The organism is Aliiroseovarius sediminis (assembly GCF_022678485.1).
Lineage (GTDB): Bacteria > Pseudomonadota > Alphaproteobacteria > Rhodobacterales > Rhodobacteraceae > Aliiroseovarius > Aliiroseovarius sediminis.
In genome coordinates, this window is record NZ_JALBYP010000018.1 from 122,101 (window position 1) to 144,803 (window position 22,703).

Annotated in this window: 20 protein-coding genes; 15 read left to right on the forward strand and 5 right to left on the reverse strand. The window is 61.6% G+C overall.

Annotated elements, in window-relative coordinates:
* Positions 1-9: 9 nt before the first annotated feature.
* Together murD and MN186_RS00685 are read left to right on the forward strand one after the other, a co-directional pair.
* Positions 10-1,419, forward strand: a complete 1,410-nt coding sequence (murD, locus tag MN186_RS00680; RefSeq protein WP_242110883.1) for a UDP-N-acetylmuramoyl-L-alanine--D-glutamate ligase — start codon at positions 10-12, stop codon at positions 1,417-1,419.
* A gap of 109 nt (positions 1,420-1,528) precedes the next feature.
* On the forward strand, positions 1,529-2,815 hold the full coding sequence (locus MN186_RS00685; protein WP_242110884.1) for a DUF3422 family protein: 1,287 nt from the start codon (positions 1,529-1,531) through the stop codon (positions 2,813-2,815).
* Here MN186_RS00685 and MN186_RS00690 read toward each other — a convergent pair.
* Positions 2,748-3,812, reverse strand: coding sequence for a YeeE/YedE family protein (locus MN186_RS00690; RefSeq protein ID WP_242111194.1), 1,065 nt, complete (start codon positions 3,810-3,812; stop codon positions 2,748-2,750). The genes MN186_RS00685 and MN186_RS00690 overlap by 68 nt on opposite strands.
* A gap of 297 nt (positions 3,813-4,109) precedes the next feature.
* On the opposite strand from MN186_RS00690, the gene MN186_RS00695 reads away from it, so the two are divergent.
* Positions 4,110-5,273 (forward strand): M20 aminoacylase family protein, encoded by a 1,164-nt coding sequence (locus MN186_RS00695; RefSeq protein ID WP_242110885.1) that lies wholly within the window; start codon positions 4,110-4,112, stop codon positions 5,271-5,273.
* Positions 5,274-5,287: 14 nt separating this feature from the next.
* On the opposite strand, the gene moaA is transcribed toward MN186_RS00695, so the two are convergent.
* Positions 5,288-6,295, reverse strand: a complete 1,008-nt coding sequence (gene moaA / locus MN186_RS00700) for a GTP 3',8-cyclase MoaA (protein ID WP_242110886.1) — start codon at positions 6,293-6,295, stop codon at positions 5,288-5,290.
* A gap of 94 nt (positions 6,296-6,389) precedes the next feature.
* Between moaA and MN186_RS00705 the strand changes: the two genes are divergently transcribed.
* The 3 genes from MN186_RS00705 to MN186_RS00715 are packed head-to-tail and all read left to right on the forward strand — an operon-like array spanning position 6,390 to position 8,753.
* Positions 6,390-6,857 carry a D-galactarate dehydratase gene (locus MN186_RS00705; protein WP_242110887.1) on the forward strand — a complete coding sequence of 156 codons (468 nt, stop codon included), beginning with the start codon at positions 6,390-6,392 and terminating at the stop codon, positions 6,855-6,857.
* Positions 6,854-8,515, forward strand: coding sequence for an AMP-binding protein (locus tag MN186_RS00710; RefSeq protein WP_338024977.1), 1,662 nt, complete (start codon positions 6,854-6,856; stop codon positions 8,513-8,515). Before MN186_RS00705 ends, MN186_RS00710 begins: the two co-directional genes overlap by 4 nt.
* A gap of 37 nt (positions 8,516-8,552) precedes the next feature.
* Positions 8,553-8,753 (forward strand): DUF3955 domain-containing protein, encoded by a 201-nt coding sequence (locus MN186_RS00715; protein WP_242110888.1) that lies wholly within the window; start codon positions 8,553-8,555, stop codon positions 8,751-8,753.
* 19 nt (positions 8,754-8,772) lie between these two features.
* Here MN186_RS00715 and MN186_RS00720 read toward each other — a convergent pair whose 3' ends face one another.
* From MN186_RS00720 to glmU, 3 genes are read right to left on the reverse strand one after another with little or no spacing between them, the layout of a single operon-like run.
* On the reverse strand, positions 8,773-9,450 hold the full coding sequence (locus MN186_RS00720; RefSeq protein WP_242110889.1) for a DNA alkylation repair protein: 678 nt from the start codon (positions 9,448-9,450) through the stop codon (positions 8,773-8,775).
* Positions 9,447-11,267: a glutamine--fructose-6-phosphate transaminase (isomerizing) gene (glmS, locus tag MN186_RS00725; RefSeq protein ID WP_242110891.1), complete on the reverse strand. Its 1,821-nt coding sequence runs from the start codon at positions 11,265-11,267 to the stop codon at positions 9,447-9,449. Before glmS ends, MN186_RS00720 begins: the two co-directional genes overlap by 4 nt.
* Positions 11,268-11,269: 2 nt before the next feature.
* On the reverse strand, positions 11,270-12,625 hold the full coding sequence (glmU, locus tag MN186_RS00730; RefSeq protein WP_242110893.1) for a bifunctional UDP-N-acetylglucosamine diphosphorylase/glucosamine-1-phosphate N-acetyltransferase GlmU: 1,356 nt from the start codon (positions 12,623-12,625) through the stop codon (positions 11,270-11,272).
* Between the two features lie 130 nt (positions 12,626-12,755).
* Here glmU and MN186_RS00735 point away from each other — a divergent pair, with 130 nt between their 5' ends.
* The 9 genes from MN186_RS00735 to MN186_RS00775 all read left to right on the forward strand — a co-directional run bounded on the left by MN186_RS00735 (position 12,756) and on the right by MN186_RS00775 (position 22,549).
* Positions 12,756-13,448, forward strand: a complete 693-nt coding sequence (locus MN186_RS00735; RefSeq protein ID WP_242110894.1) for an HAD-IA family hydrolase — start codon at positions 12,756-12,758, stop codon at positions 13,446-13,448.
* A gap of 51 nt (positions 13,449-13,499) precedes the next feature.
* Positions 13,500-14,705 carry a DegT/DnrJ/EryC1/StrS family aminotransferase gene (locus MN186_RS00740; protein WP_242110895.1) on the forward strand — a complete coding sequence of 402 codons (1,206 nt, stop codon included), beginning with the start codon at positions 13,500-13,502 and terminating at the stop codon, positions 14,703-14,705.
* Positions 14,706-14,892: 187 nt separating this feature from the next.
* Complete coding sequence (locus tag MN186_RS00745) at positions 14,893-16,053, forward strand: isovaleryl-CoA dehydrogenase (protein WP_242110897.1); 1,161 nt, start codon at positions 14,893-14,895, stop codon at positions 16,051-16,053.
* Positions 16,053-16,589, forward strand: a complete 537-nt coding sequence (locus tag MN186_RS00750) for a lysozyme inhibitor LprI family protein (RefSeq protein WP_242110899.1) — start codon at positions 16,053-16,055, stop codon at positions 16,587-16,589. The genes MN186_RS00745 and MN186_RS00750 overlap by 1 nt, the downstream gene beginning before the upstream one ends.
* A gap of 1 nt (position 16,590) precedes the next feature.
* The gene (locus tag MN186_RS00755) at positions 16,591-18,195 is read left to right on the forward strand and encodes a carboxyl transferase domain-containing protein (RefSeq protein ID WP_242110900.1); all 1,605 of its coding nucleotides are present in this window, start codon (positions 16,591-16,593) and stop codon (positions 18,193-18,195) included.
* 94 nt (positions 18,196-18,289) lie between these two features.
* The gene (locus MN186_RS00760; protein ID WP_242110901.1) at positions 18,290-20,227 is read left to right on the forward strand and encodes an acetyl/propionyl/methylcrotonyl-CoA carboxylase subunit alpha; all 1,938 of its coding nucleotides are present in this window, start codon (positions 18,290-18,292) and stop codon (positions 20,225-20,227) included.
* On the forward strand, positions 20,227-20,904 hold the full coding sequence (locus MN186_RS00765; RefSeq protein WP_242110902.1) for a glutathione S-transferase family protein: 678 nt from the start codon (positions 20,227-20,229) through the stop codon (positions 20,902-20,904). Before MN186_RS00760 ends, MN186_RS00765 begins: the two co-directional genes overlap by 1 nt.
* 5 nt (positions 20,905-20,909) lie before the next feature.
* Positions 20,910-21,764, forward strand: coding sequence for a hydroxymethylglutaryl-CoA lyase (locus MN186_RS00770; RefSeq protein ID WP_242110903.1), 855 nt, complete (start codon positions 20,910-20,912; stop codon positions 21,762-21,764).
* A 2-nt stretch (positions 21,765-21,766) separates the two neighbouring features.
* Positions 21,767-22,549 carry a crotonase/enoyl-CoA hydratase family protein gene (locus tag MN186_RS00775; RefSeq protein ID WP_242110904.1) on the forward strand — a complete coding sequence of 261 codons (783 nt, stop codon included), beginning with the start codon at positions 21,767-21,769 and terminating at the stop codon, positions 22,547-22,549.
* The last annotated feature ends 154 nt before the right edge of the window (positions 22,550-22,703 follow it).

Sequence of the window (22,703 nt, forward strand, 5' to 3'; positions counted from 1 at the left end):
GAGGCAAGGATGATCCCGGTCAAAGGTTATGACGGCCAAAAGGTTGCAGTGCTGGGACTGGGCCGGTCCGGCCTTGCCGCCGCTCATGCGTTGGAAGAAGGCGGGGCCGAGGCGCTTTGCTGGGACGACAGCAGTGAGGCCCGCGACCGCGCTGAAGGCCAGGCCCTGATCGTGTACGACCTGACCCGCGCAGATGCCTGGCAGGACGTCGCCGCCCTGATCGTCAGCCCCGGCATTCCGCATCTCTATCCCACCCCCAACAAGATCATCGCCGCTGCGATGGAGGCGGGCGTGCCGGTCGACAACGACATTGGCCTGTTCTTCCGCAGCTTTGCCGGGTCGGACTGGGATAGCTTCGACACCATGCCCAAAGTGATCGCGGTCACCGGGTCGAACGGGAAGTCCACGACCTCGGCCCTGATCCATCATGTGTTGGAGGAAGCCGGGCGCCCCTCGCAATTGGCGGGCAATATCGGGCGTGGCGCGCTCGACATCGACCCCGCTCATGATGGCGAGGTCGTGGTATTGGAATTGTCCAGCTATCAAACCGACCTTGCGCGGGCGCTGACCCCGGATGTCGCTGTGTTCACCAACCTGTCGCCCGACCACTTGGACCGTCACGGGGGCATGGGCGGTTATTTCGCCGCTAAAAGACGCCTTTTTGCCGAAGGTGGCCCGGATCGCGCTGTGATCGGTGTGGACGAACCCGAAGGCGTGTATCTGGCCGGGCAACTCTCGGAAGGGCCTTCGGATGATCGCGTGATCCGTATTTCGGTTGATCGCAAATTGTCCGGGTCGGGCTGGCAGGTCTTTGCGCGCAAGGGGTTTTTGTCGGAATATCGCAAAGGGCGGCAGGTCGGTTCGATTGATCTGCGCAAGATCAAAGGCTTGCCGGGCACACATAATCACCAGAACGCCTGCGCCGCTTATGCGGCGTGCCGCACGTTGGGGCTGGCCCCCAAACAGATCGAGGCCGCGTTTCATGCCTTCAAGGGTCTGCCACACCGCTCGCAATTGGTCCGGGAACTGAACGGGGTTGCCTTCGTCAATGACAGCAAGGCCACCAATGTGGACAGTGCCCGCGCCGCCCTGTCGGCCTTCAAGAATATTCGCTGGATTGCAGGGGGGCTGGGTAAGGATGGCGGGATCGAAAGCCTGTCGGCGGATGATCTGGCAGGTGTCACCAAGGCTTATTTGATCGGCAATTCCGCGCGGGATTTTGCACTGCAACTGGGTGACGTGCCGCACGAGGTATTCGAGACGATGGAGCAAGCCGTTGCGCGCGCCGCCGTTGATGCCCAGCCCGGTGACACCGTGCTTCTGGCGCCTGCCGCCGCCAGTTTCGACCAGTATCCCGATTTTGAAAAGCGGGGCGAAGATTTTACCCGGCACGTTGCAGCCCTATCAGTGGGTGGCTGACGCGCATGGTATCCCGCAGCATACGGTAGGCTGCGAAAAGCCCTTGTTATAAAGGGTTTGCAAGACATGCACGCTCTGCTACCCCTTGGCGCAGCAGGAAAGGGGACAGATGTTTTCACTGGATGATCACCCGCAGCGTTACGCGCTGGCAAACGAGCTGCACGCGCGTCCGTCGCCTGCGTTGACCGCGCCCACAACGGCGGTGTTTCTGGCGGTGAAGCGTCCCGATAACGCGGCCAGCCGGGATCGCGAGGCCGACCGCGCGCATCTGTTGGACCTGCTCGACCGGTTCGGCGCCCCCCATCCCAGCCCGGATGCAAACCACTATTTCGGGGCGATGGGTCGCTATCACTTGAAATGGGAACAGCACACGGAATTCGTGACCTATACCGTTTTTGCCGACGGCATCGGCTCGCGCGCATTCGATCCGGCGGCCTTTGATGTGTTTCCCGACGATTGGCTGCGGCAGGCGCCGGGCAAGCGCGTGACCTCGGCCCATATTCGTGTCGACACCATGCCTGGCTCTGAGGTTGAGATGAATGACGCGATCAACAACTGGTTCGTCGCCGAAAGCGTCGCGGCGACCTGGGTCTTGGACCGCGCGGCGCTGGTGGCCGGTGATTTCCGCATCGACCCGGCGGGCCATATGCGCTTCGTCGCCTTCATCGGCAAGGGTGTCGGCGAACGGCGCATCGGGCGTATCGTGCAGCGGTTATGCGAGATCGAGACCTATAAGGCGATGTCTATGTTGGGCCTGCCGCAAGCCCGCAACCTGCAAGCGAAGTTGGGCCTGCTGGACAAAGAACTGACGCATCTGGTCGGGGCCATGTCACAAGGCGATGAAGCCCCCGAGGCAACGCTGGACGAGTTGCTTCAAATCTCGTCTAAGCTTGAGGATCTGACCGCTGCGACCTCGTTCCGGCTCAGCGCCACGACCGCTTACGAGGCCATCGTGCATCAGCGTATCACCTTTCTGCGCGAAGAACGCTTCATGGATCGCCAGACCTTGAGCGAATTCATGATGCGCCGCTATGACCCCGCCATGCGCACCATCAAAAGCGCCGAACGTCAGTTGACGGGGATGGCGCAGCGCGCGATGCGTGCGGGCGATCTTCTTCGCACGCGGGTGGATGTGCAGCGGTCCAAGCAGAACCAATCGCTTCTGGCCAGCATGAACCGGCGCGCGGATATGCAGCTGCGCCTTCAGGAAACGGTCGAGGGGCTGTCAGTCGTCGCGATCAGCTATTACGCCGTTTCGCTGGCGGGCTATCTGGCCTATCCGCTGACCGAAATGCTGGGTATCTCTAAGGGAATGCTGACCGCTGCGCTTACGCTGCCTGTGGTTGGCCTTGTGTGGTTGGGCGTGCGTCGGATACGCCATTCCATCGAGAAGTGAGGCGCGCATCCACGCGCCCTGCGACCCACGCCCCTGCCGCTATCGTCGCCAGTGCCAAAGCAGCAGCCACCGACAGCGTCGCCACGCCCGAGATGCCTGCGCCCACCGTGCAGCCCCCGGCCAGAACGCCGCCAAAGCCCATCAAAGCGCCGCCAACTAGGTAACGCCCCATCTGGGCTGGTTCCTCAAAGCCTTGCCACTGGAAGCGCCCCGCGATCAGGGCCGACACTAGCGCGCCCAGCACCACGCCGCCGATCAGGCCGGTGCCGAAATTGGCGCCAATAGCCGAGGATGCACCGGTCCAGAACAACGTGTCCGCCAAAGGTGCGGTGAACGAGATGCTTTCAAACGTGATCGGATCGAATTCATCCAGAAGCACAAACCCGGTTGCCAGCCAGCCCAGCGGGATCAGCGCGCCCAGAAGGGCGGCCAGAACCAGCATGCGCGCGCCGGGACGCGACCGGATGATCAGAACACCCGCCAGCGCCATCGGCAGAATGGCGGTCCAGAGGGGCAGGGATGGGGCGGGGATCACGACCGCCTCAAGCGCCACGCGGGCCGGGGCCAGCAAGCCCTTGAGCGTCGCAAGCGCCGCCAAGGCGGCCACAAACAAGACGACCAGAGCGCGCAGATTGCCCGACGCGCCCAGAACCGTTAGCCGCGACAGGCAGCCGCGCGTCATGACCATACCAACGCCAAACAGCAGCCCGCCGACGATGATCGCCAGATAGGGCAGGTTGGCGGCGTGGAAGCGATGGGCCGAAAACTCGACCCATCCGGCGTGCACCAGAGCTTGCGTGCCAAGGACGGCCACGGCCAGCGCCGTTAACCAGATCGCAAGGGCCGACCGGTTGTCTTGACCGCCCCCGATCAGGCCGCGCCTGAGGCAGAAGCGTGTGATTTCCGCCAGCACACCAAAAGCCGCGCCCAGTCCCAATCCGAACAGGATCGAGGCAGTGCGTGGGGTCAGGGTCTCAAAGCCAAGGGTCTCAAACATCTTCATGTCTCCGCATTTGGGAATATGTTCCATCTGGCGTGCGGATTGCGTTGTGACAAGGGTATAATACAGACGAAATCAGACCAGCCGTAGAACGTTTTTCCATCATGTGTCTTGATGGACGAATGTTGTGCGGGCTCTTGTCTGTCAGAATGAAGATTGGCCCGCGCTGGGTGCGGGCCGGGCCAACTGGCGTTCTTTTTCACCAGCGCCGCACCCATTGAACCGCCGGGTTAATCGGCGCATGGTGATCCGCATGACGCGCATAGCACGCGCCCCACTGCCAAGGATCAGAACGTGCCTATCAAAAACCGATTTCACGAATTGAAAGACGACATCACCGCATGGCGTCGCGATTTTCATGCGCATCCCGAACTGATGTTCGACACCCACCGCACGGCGGGGATCGTCGCTGACAAACTGCGCGCCTTCGGCTGTGATAAGGTGGTGGAAGGTATCGGGCGCACCGGCGTGGTGGGCGTGATCAAGGGGCGCGCTGATACGTCCGGGCGGGTGATTGGTCTGCGCGCGGACATGGATGCGCTACCGATTGAAGAGGCGACAGGGCTGGATTATGCCTCGACCCAGCCGGGCAAGATGCATGCTTGCGGCCACGATGGACACACCGCGATGCTGCTGGGCGCCGCGCAGTATCTGGCGGAAACCCGGAACTTCGATGGCACTTGCGTGGTGATATTTCAGCCTGCAGAAGAAGGCGGCGGGGGCGGCCGCGTGATGTGCGAAGATGGGTTGATGGATCGCTTCGGCATTCAAGAGGTTTACGGCATGCACAACTGGCCGGGCCACGATGCGGGCACATTCGCAATCCGGCCCGGACCTTTCTTTGCCGCCGCTGATCTGCTGGATATCCGGCTTGAAGGGCGCGGCGGACATGCGGCGAAACCGCATGACACGATTGACCCGGTGGTGATGGCCGCACAGGCCGTGCAGGCATTGCAGACGATTGCCTCGCGCAATGCCGATCCGACCTTGCAGGTTGTTGTTTCGATCACGTCTGTGGAAACAAGTTCCAACGCGTTCAATGTGATACCGCAGGGTGTTCATCTAAAAGGGACGGTGCGCACCCTGTCGCCGGCGCTGCGTGATCTGGCGGAACGCCGGGTGAACGAGATTTGCAACGGCATCGCGGCCACGTTCGGAGGCTTGGTCGACGTGCGCTATGATCGCAACTATCCTGTGATGGTGAACCACGAAGATGAAACCAAGTTCGCAGCGAATGCAGCCGCGACGGTTGCGGGAAGCTGTGACAACGCCCCGCTGATCATGGGCGGCGAGGATTTCGCCTTCATGCTGGAAGAACGCCCCGGCGCCTACATCCTTGTCGGCAACGGCGACACGGCGATGGTTCACCACCCCGAATACAATTTCAACGACGAGATCATCCCGCAGGGCTGTTCGTGGTGGGTTGAAGTCATTGAGCAGCGGATGCCGGCGACCTGAGCCGCCGGGCGCGATCAGCCGCCCGTGTGGTTCATATGGCGGATGGTCTGGCCCTGCACGCCTTGCCGGGAATAGTCGAAATCATGCCCCTTGGGCTTGCGCCCGATGGCGGCATGAATGGCATCGATCAGCACCGCATCGCTTTCGGATGCGCGCAGCGGCGCGCGCAGGTCCGACATGCCGTCATGGCCCAGACAGGTGTAGAACTGGCCGGTGCAGCTCATCCGCACGCGATTGCAGCTTTCACAGAAATTATGGGTCAGCGGGGTGATCAGACCGATTTTCTGGCCGGTTTCCTCGACCCGCATATATCGCGCGGGGCCGCCGGTGGACAGGTCCAGATCGGTCAGCGTCAGACGCTTGGCCAGTTGGGCGCGCAGGTCGGAGAGCGGCCAGTATTGGTCCAGCCGATCTTCTTCGCCCATATCACCCATCGGCATGACCTCGATAAAGGTCAGGTCCAGTCCCTTTTGGGCGCACCAATCGACAAGATCGAACAACTCGCTGTCGTTAAAGCCCTTCAAGGCAACCGCGTTGATCTTGACCTTCAGCCCGGCCGCCAGTGCCGCATCGATGCCGCGCATGACCTGAGGCAGGCGGCCCCAACGGGTGATGCGGGCGAATTTCTCTTCGTCCAACGTATCGAGCGAGATGTTCACCCGCCGCACACCCGCCGCATACAGATCATCGGCGAAGCGGTGCAGTTGCGAACCGTTGGTGGTCAGCGTCAACTCGTCCAGCGCGCCGCTGTCCAGATGCCGGCCCATGCCCTGAAAGAACCCCATGATTCCCTTGCGCACCAGGGGTTCGCCCCCGGTGATGCGCAGCTTGCGCACGCCAAGGCCGATGAAGGCGGTGCAGATGCGGTCCAGTTCTTCCAGCGTCAGCAGGTCTTTCTTCGGCAGGAAGGTCATGTTTTCGGCCATGCAATAGGTGCAGCGGAAATCGCACCGGTCCGTCACGGACAGGCGCAAATAGGTGACAGCCCGCATGAACGGGTCAACAAGTTGCGGCGTATTCATACCCCGAAGGTAAGGGCGAGCGGTCGGGCGCGCAAGGCATGGGTCGACAAATTCAGTCGTTGAAAGCTGTGACAATTTGCGCCACGCTGAGTTCATGAAACAATTCATTGTGATACCGACAATTTGTGTGGCCCTTGCCGGATGTTCCGACATGGGGCTGGACAACTTGATGCCCCGCCCACCCCACCTTCAATCTCAACCCAGCTATGACCGCAATCTGCCGCCGCCACCGCGCGACGATGCGATTACGGTGGACGAACTGGACACCGCCACCGACGATGACCGAATGGCCGCCGCAACGACGCCACCCAACACCGCGGCGGGGTCTTTGGGCGTCACGGTTGCCAGCCTTGGCGACCCCACCGCGCCGGGCTTTTGGCTTGAGACATCACTGGTCTCGTCCGAAAGCAGCGGTCGCGTCCAGTCCAAGGCAACCGGCCGCACAGTCAAGGTGACGCTGCGCCCCAGTTCAGGGGGTGGCAGCCGCGTGTCGCTGTCCACACTGCAATTGCTGGATCTTGATATCTCGGGACTGCATGAACTGGTTGTCTTTGGGTCGTGACGGCACGACTGTCTGACACGGATTGGCTGGCCGAAGGTCGGTCGCGCAAGCTTGTCGCGCCTTGGGGTGCGTGGGCTGACATGCGGGACCAGTTTACCTGGGATATCCCCGACGAGTTCAATATCGCTGAACGCTGCTGCGACAGTTGGGCTGCGCTTGATCCCGCCCGTGTAGCGCTGACCCATGTGGCCGAAGATGGCACCAGCACCGATTGGAGCTTTGGTGCGCTGAAAGACGCCTCGGACCGGCTGGCGGCGGTGTTTCGCGCCAGCGGCGTGTGCAAGGGCGACCGGATCGCGGTGCTTCTGGGGCAAGGGCCCGAAGCGCTGATCACCCATTTTGCAGCCTATAAGCTGGGCGCGGTCGTGCTGCCGCTGTTCACGCTGTTCGGTGCCGACGCTTTGGCTTATCGCCTGTCCGATAGCGGCGCGCGGGTTGTGGTGACGGATGCGCAAAACCTTTCGAAAGTCCAGATACTTGCGCCGGACTTGCCCGACTTGAAGGATGTGTTTGCGACCGCTCCATCGCAAGGCGCGCGCGAGTTCTGGGCCGAGATTTCGGCCGCTGCCCCCTTGTCAGACCCCGAGCGCACCGCAGCCGACGACCCCGCGGTGATGATCTATACGTCGGGCACCACTGGTCCGCCCAAAGGCGTGTTGCACGCGCAACGCTTCTTGCTGGGCCATCTGCCCTGCGTCGAGACCTTTAACGAGGATTTTCCGCAGGCGCAGGACAAGGGCTGGACTCCAGCCGACTGGGCGTGGATCGGCGGGCTGATGGATCTGGCCTTGCCATTTCTGTATTTCGGCGTTCCGATTGTCAGCCACCGCATGCGCAAGTTCGAGGCCGAAGCGGCCTATGACCTGATCGCAACCCACAAGATTCGCAATATGTTTATGCCACCCACGGCCCTGAAACTGCTGCGCCAATCCGACGCCCCCACTGCGGCGGTCAATATCCGCTCGATCGGGTCGGGGGGCGAAAGCCTTGGCGCGGGGCTGCTTGACTGGGCGCGCGATGTGCTGGGCGTGCGTGTGAACGAGTTCTATGGCCAGACCGAATGTAACCTTGTCCTGTCCTCGGTCGCGGGCGCGATGAAAGTCAAACCCGGCAGTATGGGCCAGCCCGTTCCCGGCCATGATGTGACCGTGCTGGATGAGGATGGCAAGCCATGTCCGCCGGGCGTGATGGGCGAGATTGCGGTGCGCGCGGGCGACCCGGTGATGTTCCTGCGTTATTGGAACCTGCCCGAGCAGACGGCGGCGAAATTCGACGGCAACTGGATGCGCACCGGTGATCTGGCGGTGCGCGACGCGGAGGGGTATTTCACCTTCGCCAGCCGCGATGACGACGTCATCACCTCGGCCGGTTATCGTATCGGCCCGTCCGAGATCGAGAACTGCTTGCAGACCCATCCCGACGTGATCTTGGCCGCAGTGATCGGCGTGCCCGACCCACTGCGCACCGAGGCGGTGAAGGCCGTGGTCGTCCTGCGCCCCGGCGTGGACCAGACCGGCATGGCGGATCAGTTGGTCCAGCTTGTGCGCGACCGCATCAGCCCCCATGTCGCGCCCCGACTGGTCGAGTTCGTCGACGAACTGCCGATGACCGCGACTGGAAAGATCATGCGCCGCGAATTGCGGCCCCCGCAGGATTGATCGGCGAGAGCCATCTGGGAAAGCGACAAGAGGCACGATGAGACATCTGCTCAGAACCTTCGGGATTGTCGCGATTACCTTCGCGATTGCGTTCTGGTACGCCGAGAAAGCGCTTTTTGGCGGCATCGACCCCGATGGCACCCTGCAAGAAAGCGCGTTCCTGCCGATGACCTACTTTCTTGGTGTGATTGGGTTGATCAGTCTTGTGGCGTCCTTCGCTGTGAAGCCAAAACGCTAGCAGCGCGGTGAGACAGCCGTTAGGCCAAGAGATTTCCCGCTTCCTTCCGGGCGAACGCCTTCATCCTGTCGCCGTGGGCCTCCAGAAAATCGCGGGTGCGGGCAGGGTCGTGTTTGGACAGATCACGCAGCCACCACGCCACAGCTTTTTGGATAAACCAGTCGTGGTCATCGACATACGCCCCCGCCCATCCAAGCACCCGGTCGCGAATGGCCAGGTCTTCCGGCTTGGGGTTGTTTTGCTTGGTCCAGGGCAGGGTGATGACCAGCGCGGCGCGGCGGGTCCACATGTGGTCAGATTTCGTCCAACCCTCGACCGTGTCGATGCGCGCAGGGTCGGCGACCAGCCGCTTTTGACCGGCCATGCAGACGTGATCGGCAATCGCCCAACTGTCAAAATCGGGCACCCAGTTTTGGATCAGGGCCCAAGCGGCCTCGTCGGGGCGCAAGCGCGCTTGGCTCAGCAGTTTGGCCGCCGCGATGCGGGCTTCAAAGATGTCAGTCTGCCAGAGCTGGTCGGCCAGTGTCACGCGGTCCTCGACCGAGAGGTTCTGTCGCCATGTTTTGGTCAGATCGTTTAGCGCGGGGTTGGGGATGCCCAGCACCTCGCGTGTTTGCTTGTGATAGGCGGCCATGCCTTCGGCGCGGCCGTCTTCCACCTGCGTACGCAGGGCCGCCAGCGCCTCGTCCAGTGTCATTCGACCGTGACCGATTTCGCCAGATTACGCGGCTGGTCCACGTCGGTGCCTTTGGCAATCGCCGTGTGATAGGCGAGAAGCTGCGCCGGGATCGCGTAAAGGATCGGCTGTATCAGTTCGGGCGCTTCGGGCAGGGCGAGGGATTGCCAAACACCGTCGCCGGCCTCTTTCGCGGCGCGTGCATCTGACACGAGCACCACGCGCCCACCGCGCGCCATGACCTCTTGCATATTGGATACGGTCTTGTCGAACAGCCCGTCATGTGGGGCCATGACCACGGTCGGCGTGGCCTTGTCGACCAGCGCAATCGGGCCGTGCTTTAGTTCACCCGATGCATAACCTTCGGCGTGTATATAGCTGATTTCTTTCAGTTTAAGCGCTCCCTCAAGCGCCAGGGGAAACATCTGTCCGCGGCCCAGGAACAGCACATCGCGTGCCTCGGCCAATTTCCCGGCGATCTTTTTCGTGGCGGTGTCGATGGTCAAAGCGTGGCTCATCAATCCCGGCAATTGGCGCAGATCGGCCAGATGCGCAGCAAGACCCGCGTCGTCCAGATGGCCGCGATCATGGGCGGCTTTCAGGGCCATGATGGCAAAGCAGGTCAGCTGGCAGGTGAAGGCCTTGGTGGACGCAACCGAGACCTCTGGCCCTGCATGAATTTCTACCGCTACGTCGCTTTCGCGCGCGATTGAGCTTTCGGGAACGTTGATCAGGCTAACGATCTTGTCGACCTTGCCCGCCGAATACCGCAGGGCGGCCAGCGTGTCGGCGGTTTCGCCGGATTGGCTGACGAAGACGCCCAGCGTTTTGGGCGCAAAGGGCGCTTCGCGATACCGAAACTCGCTTGCCACGTCAATGTCGATGGGCAGACGGGCGTAGCGTTCGAACCAGTATTTCGCGACCAGCCCGGCATAATAAGCGGTGCCACAGGCGACGATGGACAAGCGGTCAACATCCGCAAAGTCGATGCCGCCCAAGTCCATGACGATCTGATCGTCGCGCAGATAGGCATTCAACACCTCGCCCACGACCGAGGGCTGCTGTGCGATTTCCTTCGCCATATAGTGCTTGTATCCGCCCTTCTCGATCCGGGCGGCGTCAAGATGGACCTGCTTCACGGGGCGGTTGGCAAGGCGGCCTTTCTCGTCATAAATCTCGGCCCCGTCACGGGTGATGACGGCCCAGTCGCCTTCTTCCAGATAGGTGATGCGGTCGGTCATCGGGGCCAGCGCGATGGCGTCAGAGCCGACGAACATCTCACCGTCGCCATGCCCGATGGCTAGGGGGCTGCCTTTGCGGGCGGCAATCATTAGGTCGCCTTCCCCATGAAACAGGAAACAAAGGGCAAAGGCACCTTCGAGTTCGTCAAGTGTGGCGGCGACGGCGTCTTTAGGGGGTTTGCCCTGCGCGATATGGCTTTGAGCCAGAAGAGCAACGGTTTCAGTATCGGTTTCCGTTGAAAAATCAATACCTTCTGCTGCAAGCTTCGTGCGAAGTTCGCGGAAGTTTTCGATGATGCCGTTATGAACTACGGCTACTGCACCTGCCTGATGCGGGTGCGCATTGGCAGTGCTGGGCGCGCCATGGGTGGCCCAACGGGTGTGACCAATGCCCGATTTTCCCGCCAACGGATCGTGTACTAACATATCTGACAAATTCACCAGCTTGCCGACCGCGCGGCGACGATCCAATGTGCCTGTGTCGTTGATCGTCGCAATTCCAGCGCTGTCATAGCCGCGATATTCCAGCCGTTTCAGCGCCTCGACCAAGATGGGCGCGGCCTCGTGATTGCCCAGAACCCCAACAATACCACACATGATCAGGAACCTTTCTGACGTCGGGCCTTCGCGGCCTTCAGTTTTTCAAATAATTTGATGGCGAGGCCGGGTTTGACCTCCATCTTCGCGCGGCCAACAGCCAAGGCTCCGGCAGGCACATCTTTCGTAACGACCGTTCCCGTGGCTGTCATCGCCTCGTCGCCCACCGCGACCGGCGCCACAAGGCAGGTGTTTGACCCGATAAAGGTCCGTGCGCCGATATCCGTATGATGCTTCGAGACACCGTCATAATTGCAGGTGATGGTGCCTGCGCCGATATTGGCGTGCTCGCCCACGCGCGCATCGCCCACATAGGACAGGTGGTTGACCTTCGCGCCTTCTTCGATCTGGGCGTTCTTGATCTCGACGAAATTGCCAACCTTGGCGTCGTTGGCCAGTTCGGCACCGGGGCGCAGGCGAGCATAGGGGCCGACCACCGCGCCGCGTGAGACGTGGCAGCCTTCCAGATGCGAAAATGCCCGGATCGTTGCGCCGCTTTCCACGGTGACGCCGGGGCCAAAGACCACGTTCGGCTCGATGACCGTGTCGCGTCCGATGACGGTGTCATGGGCGAAATAGACCGTGTCGCGGGCGATCAGGGTCACGCCATCTTCCAGTGCGGCGTCGCGGGCGCGGGTCTGGAAAACGCCTTCCGCAGCGGCCAGTTCGGCGCGGGAGTTAATGCCGAGGGTCTCGGCCTCGTCACAGGTGACGACTGATGCGGTCAGACCGCGCGCTCGGGCGACCGACACGATATCGGGCAGGTAGTATTCGCCTGCTGCATTGTCGTTTCCAACCCCGTCCAACAGGTCGAACAGAAGTTTTGCATCTGCAGCAACTACGCCACTGTTACAAAGTGTTACGGCGCGTTCTTCATCTGATGCATCCTTGAATTCTACGATGCGATCCAACCCGCCATCCTTGACGATCAAGCGACCGTAGCGGCCGGGGTCTGCGGCCTCAAAGCCAAGCACAACCACGTCCGCGCCATTCGCGCGCGCCGCTGCCATCGCCTCAAGCGTCTCGGGGCGTATGAAGGGCGTGTCGCCGTAAAGGACGATGGCGTCGCCTTCGAACCCGTCAAGAGCGGGCTGCGCCTGCTGCACCGCGTGACCGGTGCCAAGTTGTTCGTCCTGCACCGCGATCGATATCTCGGGGTCGATGTCTTTCGCCGCCGCCTCGACCATCTTGGCGCCGTGACCGACCACCAGCACCGCGCGATCCGGCGACAAAGCTGCCCCCGATGCCAGCGCATGGGCAAATAGCGGGGCACCTGCAACTTCATGCATGACTTTCGGCAGGTCTGAATTCATCCGTGTTCCCATGCCGGCGGCAAGGACAATCAGGGCGGTCGCCATATCTATCTGCTCTTTCAATTTCTTTTCGCCCGTTTTACCTCTTGCGGCGCGGCTCGCAAGCGAAAGCTGTTCAATTAACCTTACGCGAGGTTACAGGCTTTGCGTGGATATGCCAAAGGCGGAAAACAATATGACAACCAAAGCATCGCTAGGGCGGCGAACGGTGATTTTCGATCTGGACGGCACGTTGGCGGATACGTCCGGCGATCTGATTGCAGCGGCGAATACGTGTTTCTCGGCGCTGGGGCATGGTGAAGTTCTGGATCCAAACGCCGACCAGTTGACCGCTTTTCACGGTGGCCGTGCAATGCTGCGCCTTGGCTTTTCGCGCGTGAATGGTGGGGCGGTAGATGACGCGGACATCGAGCGCGAGTTTCCCAATCTGTTGATCGCCTACGAGGACGATATCGACCGCCACACGCGCCTCTATCCCGGTGCGATGGAGGCGGTCGCGCGACTGCACGCGGGCGACTATGCGGTGGGGATTTGTACCAATAAGCCCGAGGGGCTGGCACGGCTGTTGCTGACCCGCCTTGGCATTCTGAATCGTTTCACGTCGATCATCGGGGCCGATACACTGCCGACCCGCAAGCCCGACCCAGCCCCCTTCGTCGCCGCAGCCCACGGTGCCGGTGGCGATCCGACCCGCGCGCTGTTGGTCGGCGACACCGAAACGGACCGCTTGACGGCCCGTGCCGCAGGCGTGCCCTGCATTCTGGTGGGGTTTGGTCCAGAGGGGCCGGGTGTGTCGCGACTGGAACCCGAGGCGATGCTGGATCATTTCGACGATCTGGATGCGGTGGTCGCGCGGCTGATCGGCTAGGGGCACGCGCCGCCCATTGACGCCACGCCCGCGCCCGCGCAGGGTCGAAGCATGACAGAGCGATTCACCGGTAATTTTACCCAGCAGGAACCGATCCCGGACGAGGGGATCGCGGCAGCATTGGACGTGCTGCGGCATGGGCGCTTGCACCGCTATAACGTTGCCGAGGGCGAGGTCTCGCAAACCGCGCTTCTGGAGCAGGAATTCGCCGCCCTGATGGGGTCGAAATACGCGCTGGCGGTGGCGTCGGGCGGTTATGCTATTGCGACCGCGTTGCGCGCCGTTGATGTTGGGCCAGGCGACCGCGTTCTGACCAACGCCTTCACGCTGGCCCCGGTGCCGGGCGCAATCGCGTCGGTTGGGGCTGCGCCCGTCTTTGTCGAGGTGACCGAGGCGCTGACAATTGATCTGGACGATCTGGCGGCCAAGGTCGCGGAACCAGACGCGCCAAAGGTCCTGCTGCTCAGCCACATGCGCGGTCACATCTGCGACATGGACCGGCTGATGGAGATCACGGACGCGGCGGGCGTGACGGTGATCGAGGATTGTGCGCATACGATGGGCGCGCGCTGGAATGGCACCTTGTCGGGACGGCATGGGGCGATGGCGGCCTACTCGACCCAGACCTATAAACACGCGAACTCGGGTGAAGGCGGGCTTCTGATTTCGGACGATCCCGACCTGATGGCGCGAGCGATCGTGCTGTCGGGCAGTTATATGCTGTATGAACGACACTTGGCAGGGCCGCCGCCTGAAGCATTCGAGCGGGTGAAATATGTGACCCCCAACATCTCGGGCCGGATGGACAATTTGCGCGCGGCGATCTTGCGGCCTCAGCTTGCGGGGTTGGCGGAGCGGTGTGCTGCGTGGAACGCGCGTTATGGCGTGGTAGAGTTGGGGCTGCGCGACACGCCCGGTCTGACCGTGATCGAACGGCCCGCGAAAGAAGGATATGTCATGTCGTCGTTCCAGTTTCTGTTACTGGATTGGACCGAGGGCGATGTGCAGGATGTGGTGCGCCATTGTGCGGAGCGCGGGGTGGAGTTGAAGTGGTTCGGCGGGGCCGAGCCTGCGGGGTTCACCAGTCGCTATGACAGTTGGCGCTATGCAGATGTGCCACGTATGCCGAAGACGGATCGGGTCTTGCGTGGTATTCTGGACCTGCGCCTGCCGCTGACCTTCAGTCTGGGCGACTGCGCTCAGATTGCGCGGATCATTCGTGATGTGGTTTTGCGGGTGTATCAGCGGGCGGCGTAGGGGCTTTGCCCCTCTGCGCTGCGCGCATTCACTCCAGGATATTTTGGGGCCAGAAGAAACGGGCGGACAGGTTTGTGACGCTGCGTGAGTTTGCAGGCGTGTTGACGCGAATCGAGCATTGCGCGATTAACTGAACAAGCGTTCAATAACGGCGGGCGGTTGGGCCGGCCAAACGGAGGATCACCGGATGTTCAACCACAGCATGAATTTTGACCTTGGCGAGGACGTCAACGCCCTGCGCGAGATGGTGCATCGGTTTTCGCAGGACCGCATCAAGCCGATCGCGGGCGAGGTCGATGCAAAGAACGAATTTCCCAACGAGTTGTGGAAAGAGTTCGGCGAGCTGGGCCTTCTGGGTGTGACCACGCCCGAGGAATACGGCGGCGCGGGCATGTCATACTTGGCGCATGTGGTGATCGTGGAAGAGATAGCGCGGGCGTCGGCCTCAGTCTCGCTGTCCTACGGGGCGCATTCAAACCTGTGTGTGAACCAGATCCGCCGCAATGCGACCGAAGAACAGAAACAGAAATATCTGCCCAAGCTGATTTCGGGTGAACATGTGGGTGCCTTGGCGATGTCCGAGGCGGGTGCGGGGTCGGACGTTGTTTCGATGAAGCTGCGAGCCGAGAAGCGCAATGGTTACTATGTGCTGAACGGCACCAAGTTCTGGATCACCAACGGCCCGGATGCCGATACGCTGGTGGTGTATGCGAAGACCGACCCGGACGCAGGTCCCAAGGGTATCACGACCTTCATCATCGAGAAGGATATGAAGGGCTTCAGCACAAGCCCGCATTTCGACAAGCTGGGGATGCGCGGGTCGAACACTGCCGAGCTGATCTTTGAAGACGTCGAAGTGCCGTTTGAGAACGTGTTGGGCGAAGAAGGCAAAGGCGTGAACGTGCTGATGTCCGGGCTGGATTATGAGCGCGTCGTGTTGTCGGGCATCGGCACCGGCATCATGGCCGCCTGCATGGATGAAATCATGCCCTACATGAAGGAGCGCAAACAGTTCGGCCGCCCCATCGGGGACTTCCAGCTGATGCAGGCCAAGATCGCGGATATGTATACCGCGATGAACTCGGCCCGCGCTTATGTGTATGAGGTCGCGAAGGCGTGCGACCGCGGTCAGGTGACCCGTCAGGACGCAGCCGCATGTGTGCTCTATGCCTCGGAAGAAGCGATGAAGCAGGCGCATCAGGCTGTGCAGGCAATGGGCGGCTCGGGCTACATGAACGAAACCCCTGTCAGCCGCATGTTCCGCGACGCCAAGCTGATGGAGATCGGCGCGGGCACCTCGGAAATCCGCCGGATGCTGATCGGGCGCGAGTTGATGGGCAAGATGTGATGCGTATTCGTTCGTTTGCCTTCACCCTTGTTCTGACGGCCACCACGCCGGCCATTGCGCAGAACATGACATATAGCTTCCATCCGACCACGGACTGCTTGTCTGCCATGGGCGACGATGGCGATCCGATGCTGTGTGTCGGATCGGCGGCCAATTACTGCATGGAAGCGACCGAAGGCGGATCAAGCACGGCGGGCATGTCGTCCTGTCTTGGATTGGAATACGAAGACTGGGATCGCCGACTGAACCGCGCCTATGGTCTGTTGATGACCCGGCTGAAGGCCGAAGATGAAGAGATGGCGACCCTCGGGTCTGCTGACCCCAAACAAGCCCCTGCGCTTTTGGCGATGCAACGCGCGTGGATCACGTTTCGCGATGCGTCGTGCGATTACGAACGCTCGAAATGGGGTGGAGGCACAGGCGGAGGCCCTGCGTCTGTCGCCTGCATGCTGCAGTTGACCGCCCGCCAGTCGCTTGCGCTGGAGGCCGATCTGAACCGTTACGGCGAACAAATCTGCAACCACGAAGGATGCTGAGATGAAACTGACTTCCCAAGCCACGCCCGGATCCGAGGCGTATAAAGCGAACCGCGAGGGTCACCTTGAGGCCTTGAAGGTCGTGGCGGAGGCCGCCGAGGCTGCTGTCATGGGCGGCGGGCAGAAATCGCGTGATCGTCACCTGAGCCGGGGCAAGATGCTGCCGCGCGACCGGGTGTCGAACCTGCTTGATCCCGGATCGCCGTTTCTGGAGGTTGGCGCGACGGCGGCACATAACATGTATGACGGCGCGGCCCCCGCGGCCGGTGTGATTGCCGGTATCGGTCAGGTGCACGGGCAGGAATGCATGATCGTCTGCAATGATGCGACCGTCAAAGGTGGCACATACTACCCGATGACCGTGAAGAAACACTTGCGCGCGCAGGAGATTGCCGAGGAATGCAATCTGCCCTGCATCTATCTGGTCGATAGCGGCGGCGCGAACCTGCCCAATCAGGATGAGGTGTTCCCGGATCGCGACGACTTTGGCCGCATTTTCTATAACCAAGCCCGCATGTCCGCCAAGGGCATCCCGCAAATCGCCGTGGTGATGGGGTCTTGTACCGCCGGGGGGGCCTATGTGCCCGCCATGTCGGACGTGACCATTATCGTGAAGGAACAAGGGACGATCTTCCTTGCCGGTCCGCCCTTGGTCAAGGCCGCGACGGGTGAGGTCGTCACCGCAGAAGACCTTGGTGGTGGTGATGTGCACACGCGCCTGTCTGGTGTGGCGGATTATCTGGCCGAGGATGACGCGCATGCGCTGGCACTGGCACGGCGCGCGGTGGAAAGCCTGAACCGCATCAAACCGCTGACGGTGAAGTGGCAGGAACCGGAAGAACCGGCTTATGATGCTGAGGAGTTGCTGGGCGTTGTGCCTGCCGACCTCAAGACGCCGTACGACATCCGCGAGGTGATCATGCGCATCGTCGATGGCTCGCGCTTTGACGAGTTCAAGCCGCGCTTTGGCGACACTTTGGTCACGGGGTTTGCGCATCTGAAAGGCTGCCCCATCGGGATCATCGCCAACAATGGCGTGATCTTCTCGGAAGCCGCGCAAAAGGGCGCGCATTTCGTTGAACTGTGCAGCCAGCGTAATATCCCCTTGGTTTTTCTGCAAAACATCACCGGCTTCATGGTGGGCCGCAAGTATGAGAACGAAGGTATCGCGCGCCACGGCGCCAAGATGGTGACCGCTGTCGCCACCACCAATGTGCCGAAGGTGACGATGGTCGTTGGCGGCTCTTACGGGGCCGGTAACTACGGCATGGCCGGGCGCGCCTATCAGCCGCGTTTCATGTGGTCCTGGCCCAATTCGCGGATCTCCGTGATGGGCGGCGAGCAGGCGGCGGGTGTGTTGGCGACGGTGAAACGCGACGCGATCGAACGTCAGGGCGGGGAATGGTCGGCGGAAGAAGAAGCTGCGTTCAAGCAACCCACCATCGATATGTTCGAGGAACAGTCTCATCCCCTCTATGCGTCCGCGCGGTTGTGGGATGACGGTGTGATCGACCCACGTAAATCGCGGGAGGTGCTGTATCTGTCGCTACTGGCCGCCCTGAATGCCCCGATTGAACCGACGAAATTCGGCGTCTTCCGGATGTAATCAGAACCGGCCTGGTTCTTCTGGCCGGAAATATCCTCGGGGGTCCGGGGGCAGACAGCCCCCGGTTCCTCCGCCCGACAAAAGGAACAGAGAAATGTTCACGAAAATCCTGATTGCCAACCGGGGCGAAATTGCCTGCCGCGTGATCGACACCGCCCGCAAGCTGGGTGTGGCCACAGTGGCGGTCTATTCCGACGCCGACGCGGCCGCCCGCCATGTGAAGATGGCGGATGAGGCGGTGCATATCGGCCCGTCGCAGCCTGCGCAGTCCTATCTGAAAGGTGATGTCATCATTCAGGCCGCACTGGATGCGGGCGCGCAGGCGATCCATCCGGGTTATGGGTTCCTGTCGGAAAACCCCGATTTCGTGGATGCGGTTGAAAAGGCCGGGTTGGTCTTTATCGGTCCGTCCTCGGATGCAATCCGCGCGATGGGTCTGAAAGACGCTGCCAAGAAGCTGATGGTCGAGGCTGGCGTGCCCGTCGTGCCCGGCTATCATGGTGCAGATCAAGACCCCGCGCTGCTGGCCTCTGAAGCTGACAAGATGGGCTATCCCGTGTTGATCAAGGCTGTTGCGGGCGGCGGCGGGAAGGGCATGCGCCGCGTCGATGACCCCAAGGATTTCGCGGACGCTCTGGCCTCGGCGCAGGGCGAGGCGAAAACCGCCTTCGGTAATGCGGATGTGTTGGTCGAGAAATATATCCTATCCCCCCGTCATATCGAAGTGCAGGTGTTCGGCGACGGCACCCAAGCCGTGCACCTGTTTGAACGTGACTGCTCGCTGCAACGCCGCCACCAGAAGGTGATCGAGGAAGCGCCAGCCCCCGGCATGACAGAAGAGGTCCGCGAGGCGATGGGGCAGGCGGGCGTACGCGCTGCCGAGGCGATTGGCTACAAGGGCGCGGGCACGGTGGAGTTCATCGTCGATGGTGCGAATGGCCTGCGCACCGACGGGTTCTGGTTCATGGAAATGAATACCCGCCTGCAGGTGGAACACCCCGTGACCGAAGCGATCACTGGCGTTGATCTGGTGGAATGGCAATTGCGCGTGGCCAGCGGAGAAGGGCTGCCCAAGCAACAGGACGAGTTGACCATCAACGGCCACTCGTTTGAAGCACGGCTGTATGCCGAGGATGTGCCCAAGGGCTTCCTGCCCGCCACCGGCACGCTGACCCATCTGAAATTCCCCGACGGCGCGCGGGCCGATACCGGCGTGCGGGCGGGCGACACGATCAGCCCGTTTTATGACCCGATGATCGCGAAGATTACAGTGCATGCCGGGTCTCGTGCGGCGGCGCTGCGCCAGATGTCTTCGGCGCTGACTCATACCGAAGTGGCAGGCTCTGTCACGAACCTTGCGTTCTTGGGCGCGCTAACGCGGCACGAAGGGTTCGCGGCAGGCGATGTGGACACTGGCCTGATCGAACGTGATCTGGAAGCTTTGACAGCCGACCCCGGCCCAAGCATGGCTGATGTGGGGGCTGCCGCATTGTGTGCCCTGGATTTGCTAAAGCGCGAAGGGTCGGGCTTTACGCTTTGGGGCGGGCTCAACCACTTTGTGACCCTGACCCACGGCGAGGATACTTACGAAGTCGTCGTGACCTCTTACGGGGCCGATCGTCATGTGATCACTGTCGGCGATGACAGCATCGAGGCCACATGCATCCACGGCCAATGGAAAATGGGCGGTGACCGTGGCCCGCGCGTTGCTAAAGCTGGCAATGTCGTGACCGTTTTTGCGCAATCCGGGCTGGAATTCCACGTGGTTGATCCGTTGGACCAGGACGCGGGCGCAGGGGCCGGGGCAGGGGTCGTTGAGGCACCGATGCCGGGTCTTGTGAAAGCGGTCTTTGCCAAGGCGGGCCAAGAAGTCAAACAGGGCGACCGGCTGGCCGTTTTGGAAGCCATGAAGATGGAACACAGCCTGACCGCCGCGCGCGATGGCGTGGTCGCCGAGGTTCTGGTGGCCGATGGCGATCAGGTCGAAGCCGGTGCGCCCCTTGTGCGTCTTGAGGAAGAAGAGGAAAGCTGATGACCTTCCGTCTGCATCACGTGCAATATGCCCGGTCGATCCGAGTGCTGTGGCTGATCGAAGAGATCGGGCTGGAAGAAAAGCTGGGCCGCACGCTTGATGTGGTAGAATACAAGATCGGCTCGAAGCAGATGTATGAGGGCGAATTGCCCAAAGTCTCGACTGCGTCGCGGGTGCCCGCCTTGGAAATCGGCTCCAAGCGGATCAGCGAAAGTGGCGCCATCGTTCAGTATTTGATCGAGGAGTTTGCCCCCGAACTGGGTGTCGATCCCGGCGGGGCTGAACGGACGGATTACCTGCAATGGATTCACTACTCGGAAACCATGGCCAGCCTGGTCGAGCAGTTGAACCTGCAAATGGTGTTCCTGCGCCCGCCTGCCAAACCCAGCCCCATCGTCGTCAAGCTGAACGTGGCTCGGTTGCGTCATACACTCGTGGGGCTTGAGGCGCGATTGGAGGGGCGCGACTGGCTGCTGGACAAGGGGTTCTCGGGCGCTGACATCATGTTGGCCTTCAACCTGTTCGCCGTGCCTTACTATGTGAAACTGGACGAGTTCCCGAACATTCTGACCTACAAGGCGCGGGTCGAGGCGATGCCGTCCTATCAGCGGGTGATCGAGCGCGAAGGCGAGCAGCGCTTCTATGACCGTGATTTCTATCCCGTTCCACAGGAGTAACCCCGATGGAATATGTCGAGATTTTCGAAGTCGGCCCGCGTGACGGGCTGCAGAACGAGAAACGCCAGATCCCGACCGAGGACAAGATCGCGCTGGTCGATCTTCTGTCCACTGCCGGGTTCAAACGGATCGAGGTTGCGAGCTTCGTCAGCCCCAAATGGGTGCCGCAAATGGCGGATTCAGCGGATGTACTGGCGGGGATTAAGCGGGTGAAGGATGTGTCTTACGCCGCATTGACCCCGAACCTGCGCGGGTTCGAAGGCGCGGTGGCCGCCAAGGCGGACGAGATCGCGATATTCGGTTCAGCCTCGGAAGGGTTTTCCAAGGCCAATATCAACTGCACCATCGCCGAAAGCCTTGAACGGTTTCAGCCCGTGGCGGATGCGGCGGCTGAGGCGGGGATCATGATGCGGGGCTATATCTCTTGCGTGACGGACTGCCCGTTCGATGGACCGACACCGCCGGACAAGGTCGCATGGGTGGCAGAGCAACTGATCGCGATGGGGTGCTATGAAATATCCTTGGGCGATACGATTGGACAGGCCACGCCCGAGACAATCGACACGATGCTGGATGCGGTGCTGAGCGTTGCGGGGCCAGACATGTTCGCGGGCCACTACCACGACACGGCGGGTCGGGCCTGCGACAATATCGAGGCATCGTTGAAAAAGGGGCTGCGCGTGTTTGACGCCGCCGTGGGTGGTCTGGGCGGGTGCCCCTATGCGCCCGGCGCGCAAGGCAACGTGGCGACCGAGGCGGTGCATGACCGCGTGACGGCGCTGGGCTATTCGACCGGGTTGGACCGGGACATTCTGGACAAGGCCGCGCTGATGGCGCGGCAAATGCGGGCAGGGGAATGATAATGGGTTACGAGACGATCTCCATTTCTGTGGACGACCGTGGAGTCGCCACACTGCTTCTGGATCGCGCCGACAAGCACAACGCCATGTCAGCGCAGATGATCGAGGAACTGACCGACGCCGCCCACGCGTTGGGCGCAGATGAAGCGGTGCGTGTGGTGATCCTGACAGGCGCGGGCAAAAGCTTCTGCGCGGGGGGCGATCTGCGCTGGATGCAGGACCAGATGGCGGCGGACCCGGTGACGCGCGGGATAGAGGCCAAGAAACTGGCGATGATGCTGAATGCGTTGAATGAAATGCCGAAACCTCTGATTGCCAAGGTGCAGGGGCAGGCGTTTGGCGGCGGGGTCGGGATGGCGTCGGTGTCCGATGTGTCCATCGGCGTCACCGGCGCGAAATTTGGCCTAACCGAAACGCGGCTGGGTCTGATTCCGGCCACCATCGGCCCCTATGTGCTGGCGCGTCTGGGCGAGGCGATGGCACGCCGCGTGTTCATGTCGGCACGTATATTTGACGCGGACGAGGCTGTAACGCTGGGATTGTTGGCAAAAGCTGTCGCGCCCGAGGATTTGGATGCGGCGGTCGAGGCCGAGGTGACGCCTTACCTGTCCGTCGCCCCCGGCGCGGTGGCCGAGGCCAAGGCTCTTGCCCGACGTCTGGGCCCGCCGATCACCGAGGCGATCATCGACGAAACCATCGCTGGACTGGTCGCGCGCTGGGAAAGCGCCGAGGCGCAGGAAGGCATCGCGGCCTTCTTCGACAAGCGCAAACCGGGCTGGGCTTGATCACACGGTGCAGCCGTCGCGCGCATGGCGTGTTCATCTTGGGTGAGTCTCTTTTTCGCGTAGCATCATGCGCCATTTCTTGATGCGGTCGCGAAACACGAGTGAATTTTGCTTAACGAGTGAGCAAATTCTGCGCGTGCAAAACGCTTAACTT